The following is a 12,447-nucleotide window of genomic DNA, read 5'->3' as shown; positions in this document are numbered from 1 at the left end:
TCGCGTTGCTGGCCTGCCGGTGGTCCCGCCACGGCCCGCCCGGGCTGTGCCGGCAGCAGCGGTACCGGCACAGCCCACGGACGGACGACGGGACGCCGTCAGAAGTTGACGACCCCCTCCACGACGGGGGTCACGCTCCGGAACGTGTATCGGCGGGCCGGGTAGAGCGACGTGCTGACCAGCCGCACCTTCGGCTCGGTGTCCATGGCGATCGACTGGCGTACCAGCAGTGGTTCGCCTCTTTCGATCTCGAGGATGATCGCGTGCGTCGGGTCGGCCAACCGCGCGTTGATGTCCGACTGCATGATCGTCACCCGGACGCCGGCCCGGGCCAGGACGGTGAACACCGGCGCCTTCTCAAAGTCCTCGCGCGTGGTGCGCTCGAACAGTTCGGCCGGCATCCATCGCCCGTCCCAGGCGACCGGCTGGCCATCCGCGCGCCGCAGCCGCTCCAGATAGGTCATGACCGTGCCCGGCGCCACGCCGAAACGCTTCGCGATGTGCTCGGGCGTCTCGCGCTGGTCGAACGTCAGCACCTCGGACGTTATCTCGTCGGCCTGCCAGGTTTCGGTGTAGGGACGCCCGGTCAGTTGGCCGAGGTCGTCGGTGATGTGGGTGACGGCCCAGGTGCCGCGGAACGGCTTTCTCGTCACCGCACCGGCGTTCACCAGCGCGTTGTACGCCTGGCGGACCGTCATGATGCTGACGCCGAACTCACGCGAGAGATCGACCTCGCTGGGCATCGCCTCGTTGATCCCGGCGCCGCTGTCGAGGAGCTCCCACAGGTGCCGCTCGATCCGCGCGTACGCGGGCTCCCTGCGCCGCGTGCTGGGTTTCGCGTCCCGGTCGGCCATTACCGAATCCCCCTCTAGATATGTAACACGACGACCGTATCCAATGGACGGACACGTGTCACGGCATGACGCCGCGAGACCCCGGCGTGTCAATCTGACGGTGCGGTCAACGCCGTCAACGCGTCCACCTCGTCGTCGTCCAGGACGAGTCCGGCAGCGGGCAGGATGTCGTCCAACTGCTCGAGCGTGCGCACGCCCGACAGCGGGAGTGCGACCGTGGGCCGGGAGGTGAGCCACGCGAGTCCCACGGCGGACATGGTCGTGTCGTGTCGACGTGCGATCGTCTCGACGGTGCCGAGCAGTTCCGTGCCGTATTTCTCTAGGTACGAGGTGGCGATCGACGTGTGCGTCGTCTCCTGCCAGGAGCCGCCCGGCCGGTAGCGTCCCGAGAGGAAGCCCTTGGCGAGGCTGCGGTAGGGGATGTTGACCAGCCCGAACTCGACGGCGACCGGCATTGTGCCGGTCTCGAACGGCTGCCGGTTGACCAGGCTGTACTCGTCCTGGATGACCTGGTAGCTGTGCAGGCCGCGCTGTCGCGCGAGGGTCAGGGCGCTGCGCAGCCGGTCGGGGGAGAAGTTCGACGCGCCCAGCGTGCGGACGAGGCCGGCGCGCACGAGCCCGTCGAAGGCCGCCGCGGTGTCCTCCTGGGAAGTGTTCAGGTCGTCCTGGTGGGCGTAGTAGAGGTCGATCCGGTCTGTGCGGAGACGGTCCAGTGAGCGCGCCAGCGCCTCGTCGATGTGCTTCCTGTCGAGGACGGTGTAGGGCTCCAGCATGCCCACCTTCGTCGCGACGACCATCTCGTCGCGACAGCCGCGGGACTCCAACCACTCACCGATGACGGTCTCGGACTCCCCGCCGACGTTGCCGGGCGCCCAGACGCTGTAGAAGTCGGCGGTGTCGATGAAGTTGCCGCCGGCCGACGCGTACGCGTCGAGAATGCGGAAGGACGTGTCCCGGTCGGCGGTGAAGCCGAGGGTGTTGCCGCCCAACTGCAGGGGGAAGACCTTCAGGCCGGTCCCGCCGAGGTTGATTCTCATTGCGCACCGTCCCCGAGGTGGGCCAGGGCGGCGACGGTCAGGGTGCGTACGCCGACGTCGAGCGTCCGACGCGCCTCCGGCGCGAAGCGCGCGTCGTGCAGCCGTGGGATCTCCTGCGCCACGCGGTCGCGCGCCAGCGCGTCGGCGTACCTGGCCGGATCGGTGCTGCCGATGAACCAGTACAGGTGCGGCACGCCCAGCCGCTCGCCGATGATGCCGAAGTCCTCGCTGCCCATCACCGCGTCCGGCACGGTCACCCGGGCCGAGGGGAGGTGCTCGCCGAAGGCGTCGGCCACGCGTCGGGCGACCTCCGCGTCGTTGACCAGCGGCGGGAGCCCTTCCTTCCCCACGTACTCGGGCGGCGTGGTGACGCCGTTGGCGGCCAGCGCGCCCTCGATCGTCCGCCGGACCGACTCCCACGTCCGGGCGCGTACGACGGGATCGAGCGCCCGGATGTTGACGGTGAAGTAGCCCTCGTTGGCCAGGATGTTCTCCTTGGTGCCGATGTGGATGTTGGCGATCGTCACCACCGCGGAGTCGCGCGCCGACGTCTGCCGGGCCACCACGTTCTGCGCCATGGTGATGGCGTTCGCCGCGGCCAGCACGAGATCGTCGCTCTGGTGCGGCCACGCGCCATGGCCGCCCTTGCCGCGCAGCACGACACGCCACGAGTCGGAGCTGGCCATGAGGGGCCCGGCGGTCACCAGCAGTTCGTCGAGCGGCCCGGCGTCGACGTGCTGGCCGAGCACGACCTCCGGACGGGGCACCCGGTCGAAGATCCCGGAGTCGACCACGGCCTGGGCGCCGAGGCCGCCCTCCTCCGCGGGCTGGAAGATCAGTACGAGGACGCCCGACCAGGCGTCGCGCGCCGCCGCGAGCAGGCTGGCCGCGCCGAGCAGGCTCGTGACGTGGATGTCGTGACCGCAGGCGTGCATGAGCGGTACCGGTGCGCCGTCGACGAGCTGGGTCGCGGTGCTGGCGAAGTCGAGGCCGGTCTGCTCGAGGATCGGCAGGGCGTCCATGTCCGCCCGCAGCGCGATCACCGGACCGTCGCCGTTGCGTAGTACGCCCAGCACACCGGTGCCGCCGACGCCGGTGTGCGTCTCGTAGCCGAGGGCGGACAGCCGCTCCGCGACGCGACCGGCGGTCTCGAACTCGCGGTAACCCAGCTCGGGGTGGGCGTGGAACCAGCGGTAGTCCTCGACGAGGCCGTCCAGGACGCGCTCGTCGAGGGTCGCGAGCACGTCCCTTGCGGGAGAGGAAGAAGTCTTCATGGCACCTTCCAAGTGATTGACGGGGCGACTCTATCTCCATATATAGTCATGGCGCCAGACAGCAGGTATGGCGAATCTCGCGCCTCGCCACGAGTGCCCGCCGCCCCGCTCCGGGGCAGCCGAGGTGGAGCGACGACGCCTGTACGAAGGAGGCCACGACGGTGCTGGCAATGGATCCCGCGACCCGAGAGAAGGTCCGGGCGCACGTCACCGGGAACCTCGACGCGACCATCGAAGAGCTGAAGGAGTACATCCGTATCCCGACGGTCAGCGTCGGCGACGGCACGGGCATGCGCGAGGCCGCCGAGTTCCTCGCCAGGCGCTACCGGGACTTCGGCTGTCAAGAGGTCGAGATCGTGGAGACGGAGACGTTCCCCGGCGTCTGGGCGTACTACGACGCGGGATCGCCGATCACGATCCTGAACTACAACATGTACGACGTCCGCGCGGTCGGCGACCTCACGGCGTGGGACACCGATCCGTTCGAGCCGGTCGTCGCCCCGCGTGGCGACATCCCGGCCGTCCTCTACGGCCGTGGCGCCCGGGTGCCGAAGGGTCCGGACACCGCGTGGATGGCGGGCCTGAAGGCGCTACGGGAGGCCGTCGGAGAGCTGCCCGTGAACATCGCGTTCCTCGCGGAGGGCGACGAGATCCTGGGCAGCATCTCGTACGCCGGACTGCTCGACCGCTACCGGGACCGCCTCGCCGACGTCGCGGGCCTCATCTACCTCCGGGCCGACCAGAACGACGAGAACGTCGTCTCCGTGCGGCTCGGGTACAAGTCGTTCATCACCTTCGAGCTGACGGCCAGCGGAGAGTCGTGGGGCCGTGGCCCCACCGCCGTCGGTGGCGCGCACAGCGCCCTGCGCACCATCGTGGACAGTCCGGCCCTGCGTCTCACCCAGGCGGTGGGAACGCTGTTCACCGAGGACGGCCGGATGGCCGTGGACGGGTGGGCGGAACACCTCGAGCCAGCGACGCCGCCCGCCGCCGACCTGACTGTCATCGAGGAGTTGCTGGCGCACTACGCCGGCAGGCCGATGAGCCAGGTCATCCCGGGCCTGGCGGGCACCGGGGTGACCGCGTACGTCGACGGGCTCGCCGACCGCGCCCTGCTGGAGCGCTACATGTACGGCTCGGCCCTGAACATCCAGGGCCTGCGCGCCGGGTACACCGGCCCGGGAACCCGCACCCACACGATCCCGGAGTCCGCCGTCGCGCGGCTCGACGCCCGGCTGTGCACGTCCGCCTCCCCGAGCGTCTTCATGGACGCGCTGCGCGCACACCTGGACGCACGGGGCTTCGCCGACGTCGAAATCGACGTGCTGAGCGCCTACCCGGCGTCGCGCAGCTCGCTGGACAGCCCACTGATGTCGGCGTTCCTCGACGCCGTGCGGGAGTGGGGTGGGAAGCCCGTCGTCTGGCCGGTGCAGGCGTACGGCGGCCCGTGGTCGTTCCTCGCCCACGACTGGGGGACGCCACTGGTGTTCGGCACCGGCATCGGACACGGCGGCGGGGTCGCCCAGCCGAACGAGTACGTCGTCGTCGACGGCGGCGGCCGCCGAAACGGGCTGGCCGAGGTCGCGATGTTCGCCGCCGACCTCGTGATGGGGCTGGCCGACCGGATGAAGGAGCGGAGCTGATGGCGTACCCAGGTATCCGTGCCGCGGTCGCCGACCGACGCGCGCGAGCGGTGAGCGTCAGTCGGGCGATCCACGCCGACCCCGAGCTCGCCCTCCGCGAGCACCGGTCGAGCGCTCTCCTGCAGGACTGGCTGCGCGACGAGGGCTTCACGGTGGCCGCCGGGGTCGCCGGCCTCGACACCGCGTTCGTCGGCGAGTGGGGCACTGGCAGGCCCCGGATCGCCTTCATGGCGGAGTACGACGCGCTCCCGGGCATCGGGCACGCGTGTGGGCACAACCTCATCGCCTCCGGCGGGCTGCTGGCCGCCGCCGCCGTACGCGCCGAGCTTGAGCGGACCGGCGCGGCCGGCACCGTCGTGGTCATCGGCACACCCGGCGAGGAGGGCGCGGGCGGCAAGGTCATCGAGCTGGACGCCGGGGTGTTCGACGGCGTCGACGCGGCGATGATGTTCCACCCCGCCGACCGGACCATCCTCACCCGGCGGATGCTCGCCTGCCTGCACTTCGACGTGCACTTCCACGGAGTCGCCGCGCACGCCGCGAAGAACCCCGCCGACGGGCGCAGCGCGCTCGCCGCGATGCTGCTGTTCTTCAACGGCGTCGACGCGCTGCGCCAGCATGCCGGCGACGGGTCGCGGATGCACGGGATCATCACCGACGGTGGCCAGGCACCCAACATCGTGCCCGAGCACACCAGCGCGACCTTCATCGTGCGGGACGTCACGCTGGAGCGCGCCCAAGCGCTCGCCGAGCGTGTGTACGAGGTGGCCCGGGGCGCGGCGGCCATGACCGGGACGCGCACCGAGATCGTCCCGACCTCGCCGCCGTACGCCCACCTGAACTCGAACCACACGATGGCCGCGCGGGTCGGGGAGCACCTGGCGACCCTCGGCCACCCGCACGAGGCGCCCTCGCCGACCGACGGCACCGGGAGCACGGACGCCGGGAACGTGAGCCTCGCGGTCCCGACGGTGCATCCCTTCATGCAGATCGCCGACCGTGGCACCCCCGGCCACTCGCGGGTGTTCGCCCAGGCGTCCGGGACGGAACGCGCCGAGGAGGCGATGGTCGCGATGGCCACCGCGCTGGCCGGACTGGGGTGGGACCTGTTCACCTCGCCGACCCTGCTCGCCGAGGCCACCGAGGAGTTCCGGGCGGGCGGGCACGACCCGGCCGCCGCGCTCGAGGCGGTGATCGCGTGACCGCGCGTACGCCGAGCCAACGCGTGCTCGACCGCAGCGTCGGCGAGAACCTCGACCGGCTCATCACCGTCGACGCGCGCGGCGACGGGATCTGCCGGGTCATCTACGACGCGGCACGCGCGCTGACCGACGAACCCCTCACCCTCACCGCGGCCCGCCTGCTCGTCGATCACGTCGCCCCCGGCGATCGGGTGCTGATCCTGACCGGTTTCCTCATTCCCCCGGGTGACGTGCCCGAGACCGACGGGCCCATCGGCAGCGCGGTGCTGGCCCACGCGCTGGTGCGCGCACTGCGCGCGGTGCCGGTGTTCGCGTGCGAACCACAGGCGTTCGCCGTGGTCGACGCCGCGCTGCGCGGCGCGGGACTCGCCGTCGTCGACGACGTCGCGACCGCCGAGGAGCGCGGCAACACCGCGGCCCTGGTGCCGTTCCCGCGCGACGCCGCTGATCCCGCCGCGCTGGCCGCCGCGCTCGCGCAGGACATCCGTCCCGCCGTCTGCGTCGCGGTCGAACGGCCCGGTGCGAACCGCCAGGGCCAGTACCACTTCGCCGGCGGTGCCAACGTGACGGCGTCGATCGCGCGCGTCGACGCGCTCTTCGCCGAGGTCGCCAGGCGTGGCAGCCGGACGGTCGCGATCGGTGACTTCGGCAACGAACTGGGGATGGGCGCGATCGCCGACGCCGTGCGGGCGGAGACGCCCGCAGGTGGGTCCTGCGGCTGTGGCTGCGGCGGCGGTACGGCGAACGAGGCGTCGGCCGACGCCACCGTCGCCTGCACGGTCTCCGACTGGGGGGCGTACGCGCTCGCCGCCGCGGTCGGCCACCTGACGGACCGTCCGGAGGCGCTGCCGACGACCGAGACGTACCGGCGCGTCGCCGAGGCGGCCTGCGCTGCCGGAGCCATCGACGGGACCTCCCGGCTGGCCGTACCCGACATCGACGGGGTTCCCGCCGCATACCACCTGCGGCTCTTCGACCAGTTGCGCGACGTCGTCGCCCTGCCGCGCCGCCCGTACCTCGACAACGCCGGCCGGGCCTTCCGCGCCGGCCGCTACTTCCCGGAGACGTCGGAATGACCATCAGCACGTACTTTCCGAACTCCCGCCGGCCCACCGGCGCCTTCAGTCCCGCGGTACGGGCGGGCGCGATGGTGTTCACCTCGGGTCACGTCGGCACCGACCCCGAGACCGGGCAGGTCGCCGGCGACGACATCGCCGCGCAGACCCGCGCGACCATGGAGAGCATCGGCCGGACCCTGGAGGCCGCCGGTGCCGGCTTCGCCGACGTCGTCTCGATGACGGTCTACCTCACCCACGGCGAGGACCTGCGCGGCATGGACGCCGTCTACCGGGAGTTCTTCGACGGCACCTTCCCGGCCCGCTCGACCGTCACCGTCGCCGGTCTGGCCCGCCCCGACTTCCGCGTCGAGATCGACGCGATCGCCATCGCCTGACCGGGAGTGGACACATGGCACCCAAGAAGATGATCATAAATCTGGATATCCGCGCCTCGCAGTTCAACGCGTTCTGGCGGCTGCCGGAGACCGACGTCGCGGCCCTGTACGACTTCGAGACGTACCGCCGTCTCGCGCAACGAGCCGAGGCCGTGGCGATCCACGCTCTGTTCGACGCGGACAGCCTCGGCATCAACCCCGAGGACGCCGCGTACACCCCTTCGCGGATCTTCGAGCCCACCGGCTACTTCAGCGCCCTGGCCGCCTCGACCAGCCGGATCGGTCTGATCGGCACCTGGTCGACGACCTTCAACGAGCCGTTCAACCTGGCCCGCAAACTCGCCTCGCTCGACCACCTGTCCAAGGGGCGTGCCGGGTTCAACCTCGTGACCAGTGCGCTCGACGCGGCCGCCCGGAACTTCGGCCTGGACGAGCTGCCCGAACACGACCAGCGTTACGCGCGCGCCGCAGAGTTCGTCGAGGTGATCCGCAAGCTGTGGACCAGCTTCGACGCGGACGCGCTGGTCGCCGACAAGGAGACGGGTCTGTTCACCGACCCCGGCCGGGTCCACCGGATCGACCACGAGGGCACGTTCTTCAAGGTCCGTGGACCGCTGACCACGTTCCGCCCGCCGCAGGGCTGGCCGGTGCTGTCGCAGGCGGGGGAGTCCGAGGCCGGCAAGGCACTCGCGGCCCGGTACGCGGAGCTGGTCTACACCGGTGCCCACAACCGGGAGACGGCGAAGGCGTACCGTGACGAGCTGCGTGTGCGTGCCGAGAAGGAGGGGCGCGACCCGGACTCGATCAAGCTGGTGCAGGCGCTGCACGGTGCGATGGCCGACACCCGCGCCGAGGTCGAGGACTACATGGCCCGGATCACCGCGTTGACGCCGGCAACGGACGAGTTGCGTCGGTGGGAGCGGATGACGGGCTGGGACCTCAGCGCCCTGGCCGAGAGCGACCCACTGCCGCCGCTGCCGGATCCGCGTTCCACCAACAACTACCAGACGCAGCTCATCCGCATGCACCAGATGGTGGAGTCCGAGGGCATCACGACCGTGGGCGAACTCATCGAGAACACGCGCCAGCGCAAGCACAGCAAGCTCGTCGTCGGCAGCGTCGGCGAGGTCGCCGACCACATGCAGGACTGGGTCGAGTACGGAGCCGTCGACGGCTTCGTCGTGGGACACGGCGACCAGACCCGGTACGGCGTGGATGCCGTGCTCGACAAGCTGGTGCCCGAACTGCAGCGTCGCGGGGCGTTCCGGACCGAGTACACCGGGACCACGCTCCGGGAGAACTACGGACTGCCGGCGGCGCCCTGATCTCTCCCCGCATCCGGCCTCTCCCCGTATCCGGGCGGGAGTACCCGAGGTGCCCGAAAGCCGCGCGATCCGTGGTTCCCGCTCGGTGAGAAGTCCGGCGCCGCTCGTCGGCGGGGCCGATGGCGGATCGACAGGATCGTATATCTAGATATGAAATCTTCGGGAGTTCTGCACGTAACAGGGGTGGAATCAGTGGGCCTTAAGGTTTTGTCATGGTCGAGTCATCTCTAGAGCTGGACGATGCCCTCGTCGTTGAGGATCTCACCATTCAGTACGGCGACGACGCGCCGGCGATCGACGGCGTGAGCCTCCGCGTGGGTCGGGGCGAGACGGTCGCGGTGGTCGGCGAGTCCGGATCGGGGAAGTCGACCCTGATCAGCGCCATTCTGGCGATGCTCCCGGCCAACGGCCGGATCACGGCCGGTCGCGTCGTCGTGGGTGCCCACGACGTCGCGCACCTCGAGGGCGATGCGGTCAGCGCGCTGCGCGGCCAGTGGGTCGGACTGGTTCCGCAGGATCCCATCGCGAACTTCAACCCGGTCGCCAAGGTCGTGTCGCAGTCGGTCGACGTCGACCGTGCCCACAGCGACCGCACCCGCGCCGAGGCCCGCCGGCACGTCCTGGACGCCTACGAGGAGGCGGGGCTGGCCGACGCGCACATGACGATACCGAACAAGTACCCGCACGAGCTCTCCGGCGGCATGCGGCAACGGGCGCTCATCGCGACCGCGCTGCTGCACAACCCGACGCTCGTGCTCGCGGACGAACCGACCTCCGCACTCGACGTGATCACCCAGCAGCGGGTGCTCGACCTGTTCGGACGTCTCACCGCCGAACACGGCTCGTCGGTCCTGTTCATCACGCACGACCTCGAGCTCGCGCTCGAACGCGCGGACCGCGTGATCGTGATGAAGGGCGGGCGCATCGTCGAGGAGAGCACGGGCGAGCAACTGCGGACGGCCCCCCGCACCGCCTACACGAAGGCGTTCCTCGCGGCATCCGAGCGGTTCACCCACGACCCGGCTGGCACCGACGACCATCTCCAGCGCCCGATCGTGCTGCAGGGCAGCGGGCTGCGTAAACAGTTCGGCCGTCGGTCGCGGCTCCGGCTCGGGCGGGGGTATCCGACGATTACCGCGCTCGACGGTGTCGACTTCGCTCTCCGGGCGAAGAGCACGCTCGCCGTGGTCGGACAGTCGGGCTCGGGAAAGACGACCCTGTCGTCGATCGCCCTGGGTCTGCTCAAGCCGGACGCCGGAGAGCTCCACTGGAACGGGCAGAGCATGCTCGACCCGTCGCGTCAGCGGCGTGCGGGGTTCCGGTCCGCGGTGCAGCCCGTCTTCCAGGATCCGCACACCAGCCTCGATCCGAGCTTCACCGTGGAACGCACGCTCTTCGAGTCGCTCGGTCAGGCGGGCGTCTCCGGGCGTACGGAGAAGACCCGCCGGGCCCGCGAACTGCTCGACCAGGTCGCGCTCCCGTCCCGGGTGCTGCAGAGCCTGCCCCACGAGCTGTCCGGTGGACAGAAGCAGCGGGTCGCGATCGCCCGTGCCCTCTCGCTCAGCCCGCAGATTCTCGTGTGCGACGAACCCGTGTCGGCGCTGGACGTCATCGTGCAGGCACAGGTCATCGACCTGCTCAAGCAGATCCAGCAGGAGAGCGACCTGAGCATCCTGCTGATCTCACACGACCTGGGCGTGGTGAGCAGCATCGCCGACGACGTGATCGTGCTCCGCGACGGTGTCGCCGTCGACGCGGGCACCTGCCGTGCCGTATTCGCGGCGCCCACCTCGGAATACACGAAGGCGCTCCTGGCGGCCATCCCCGGCCGTCCCCGGTCGCTGTCGCCCGCGGTGGGTGCCTGATCCCCCCGTAGCACATCCCCCAGTTGAACTAGGAGCGTCATGAAACGCAGAGTGGGCGCAGCGGTCGCCCTCGTAGCCGTGCTCGCGGCCACAGCATGCTCCTCAGCGGACTCCCAGAACGAGGACGCGGCCGCGGCCCGGGAACCGCTGCGCGTGGCGACGATGCAGCCGGCGAGCCTGTTCCCGCCGGACTCCTCCGGCGCGTACGCGTTCGAGGTACTCGACAACCTCTACGACGGCCTCATCCGGTTCGACCAGAAGACCGGCGAGCCGGTGATGATGGTCGCCGAGTCCATCAAGACCGAGGACAACGTCGTCTTCGACATCCGGCTGCGCACCGGATGGACCTTCAGCAGCGGCGAGGCGATCACCGCCAAGACGTTCCAGAAGTCCTGGAGCGAGGCGGCGACCGTCAAGAACGAGTGGCGCAACAGCGCGAAGTTCGCCCAGATCACGGGCTACGCGGAGCTGAACGCCGCGGGTGGCGCCGGGGAGTTCCTCAGCGGCGTCCAGGTCGTGGACGACCAGACCCTGAAGGTGACCCTCACCGCTCCCGACAACCAGTTCATCTACGCGCTGGGCACGGCGCCGTTCTACCCCCTCCCGGCCTCCGCGTACGACGACGTCGAGGCGTACACGAAGCAGCCCGTCGGCAACGGCCCCTACAAGATGGCCAAGGCGTGGGACGGTGAGGCGGAGATCGAGCTCGTGCGCGACGAGGCGTACAAGGGCCCGAAGCCGGCCGCGAACCCCGGCATCCACTTCACGATCGTGACCGAGGAGGCCACCCCCTGGGTGCAGTTGCAGGCCGACGAGCTCGACATCGCGCTGGTCGCCGCCGCGGACCAGCCGAACGCGAAGAAGCAGCTGAGCGACCGTTTCGTGCGCAAGGCGCAGAGCAACGACCTCGTCTACCTCATGGTGCCGACGCACCTGGCCGGTTGGAACGACCCGCGCGTGCGCCAGGCGCTGTCGATGGCGATCGACCGTGAGGCGATCATCAAGGCGTTCTTCGACGAGAGCACGGTTCCGCTCACCGACTTCTCCGTTCCGGCGAGCGTCGGGTACCGGCAGAAGACCGACCTGCCGTACCTGAAGTACGACCCGGCCGCCGCCAAGGCGCTCTGGGAACAGGTCAAGGCGGACGTCGGTGGGGAGGTCGCGCCCATCTCGCTGGGTGTGCCGGCCAACTACGGCTGGGACGAGTGGGGTCTCGCGGTGCTCAACGGGTGGCGCGACGTCCTCGGCATCGAGGTCGCCAAGTTGGAGCCGCTCGCGAACGTCTCGACGGCGTACGAAGGCGGCTTCGCCGACCCGGTCACCCGGTCCCGCTACTCGGACACGCCCAGCCCCGCGACCATCCTCGTCCAGCAGTTCACCAAGGGCGGCACGGCCAACTGGACCGACTGGCACAACCCGGAGTTCGAGACGACCATCCAGAAGGCCCTCCAGCAACGTGACCAGCAGGCCGCGGTGGCGGCGTTCGACGAGGCGAAGGACATCCTGATCGAGCAGATGCCGATCATCATGCTCTGGAGTCAGGGCGACGCCTTCGGACTGTCGGACCGGGTGGTCGACTTCCCGGTCGACAACTTCAACAAGAGCAACTACCGCGACGTCAAGGTAGTCGATCTGAACTGAGCCGCCAGGGGCGTCGGGCGCTCGAACGCGCCTCGGTCGCCGCAGCCGCCGGCCGTCGCGCCAGGCGCCCGGCGCCCCTCGAAAGAAGGTCGCACCATGCTCAACCGCATCCTCCAATCCGTTGTCACGGTGATCGGCGCATCCTTCCTGATC

10 protein-coding genes are annotated in these 12,447 nt (G+C 70.2%); 7 read left to right on the top strand and 3 right to left on the bottom strand.

The window, feature by feature from the left end; translation table 11 throughout:
• Positions 1 to 98 precede the first annotated feature (98 nt).
• From GA0074692_RS12195 to GA0074692_RS12185, 3 genes are all read right to left on the bottom strand, one after another.
• Positions 99 to 854 carry a GntR family transcriptional regulator gene (locus GA0074692_RS12195; protein WP_091643556.1) on the bottom strand — a complete coding sequence of 252 codons (756 nt, stop codon included), beginning with the start codon at positions 852 to 854 and terminating at the stop codon, positions 99 to 101.
• 89 nt (positions 855 to 943) lie between these two features.
• Entirely contained in the window at positions 944 to 1,891 is a 948-nt protein-coding gene (locus GA0074692_RS12190; RefSeq protein ID WP_091643551.1) for an aldo/keto reductase, read from the bottom strand.
• Positions 1,888 to 3,165 (bottom strand): amidohydrolase, encoded by a 1,278-nt coding sequence (locus tag GA0074692_RS12185; RefSeq protein ID WP_091643546.1) that lies wholly within the window; start codon positions 3,163 to 3,165, stop codon positions 1,888 to 1,890. The genes GA0074692_RS12190 and GA0074692_RS12185 overlap by 4 nt, the downstream gene beginning before the upstream one ends.
• Before the next feature lie 170 nt (positions 3,166 to 3,335).
• On the opposite strand from GA0074692_RS12185, the gene GA0074692_RS12180 reads away from it, so the two are divergent.
• The 7 genes from GA0074692_RS12180 to GA0074692_RS12150 all read left to right on the top strand — a co-directional run bounded on the left by GA0074692_RS12180 (position 3,336) and on the right by GA0074692_RS12150 (position 12,294).
• Positions 3,336 to 4,808 (top strand): M20/M25/M40 family metallo-hydrolase, encoded by a 1,473-nt coding sequence (locus tag GA0074692_RS12180; RefSeq protein WP_091643542.1) that lies wholly within the window; start codon positions 3,336 to 3,338, stop codon positions 4,806 to 4,808.
• Positions 4,808 to 6,010 carry a M20 family metallopeptidase gene (locus GA0074692_RS12175; protein WP_091643539.1) on the top strand — a complete coding sequence of 401 codons (1,203 nt, stop codon included), beginning with the start codon at positions 4,808 to 4,810 and terminating at the stop codon, positions 6,008 to 6,010. Before GA0074692_RS12180 ends, GA0074692_RS12175 begins: the two co-directional genes overlap by 1 nt.
• Positions 6,007 to 7,086, top strand: coding sequence for a glutamate cyclase domain-containing protein (locus GA0074692_RS12170; RefSeq protein WP_176738424.1), 1,080 nt, complete (start codon positions 6,007 to 6,009; stop codon positions 7,084 to 7,086). Before GA0074692_RS12175 ends, GA0074692_RS12170 begins: the two co-directional genes overlap by 4 nt.
• The gene (locus GA0074692_RS12165) at positions 7,083 to 7,463 is read left to right on the top strand and encodes a RidA family protein (RefSeq protein WP_091643531.1); all 381 of its coding nucleotides are present in this window, start codon (positions 7,083 to 7,085) and stop codon (positions 7,461 to 7,463) included. The genes GA0074692_RS12170 and GA0074692_RS12165 overlap by 4 nt, the downstream gene beginning before the upstream one ends.
• A 29-nt stretch (positions 7,464 to 7,492) precedes the next feature.
• Complete coding sequence (locus tag GA0074692_RS12160; protein WP_176738423.1) at positions 7,493 to 8,788, top strand: NtaA/DmoA family FMN-dependent monooxygenase; 1,296 nt, start codon at positions 7,493 to 7,495, stop codon at positions 8,786 to 8,788.
• A 212-nt stretch (positions 8,789 to 9,000) separates the two neighbouring features.
• Positions 9,001 to 10,653, top strand: a complete 1,653-nt coding sequence (locus GA0074692_RS12155) for an ABC transporter ATP-binding protein (protein ID WP_091643525.1) — start codon at positions 9,001 to 9,003, stop codon at positions 10,651 to 10,653.
• Positions 10,654 to 10,692: 39 nt separating this feature from the next.
• Positions 10,693 to 12,294: an ABC transporter substrate-binding protein gene (locus GA0074692_RS12150; RefSeq protein WP_091643522.1), complete on the top strand. Its 1,602-nt coding sequence runs from the start codon at positions 10,693 to 10,695 to the stop codon at positions 12,292 to 12,294.
• Positions 12,295 to 12,447: the final 153 nt, after the last annotated feature.

The sequence above is a fragment of the Micromonospora pallida genome (genome assembly GCF_900090325.1).
Classification (GTDB): domain Bacteria; phylum Actinomycetota; class Actinomycetes; order Mycobacteriales; family Micromonosporaceae; genus Micromonospora; species Micromonospora pallida.
The sequence above is the reverse complement of the archived record's forward strand: the minus strand, read 5'-3'. Positions and strand labels throughout refer to the sequence as shown.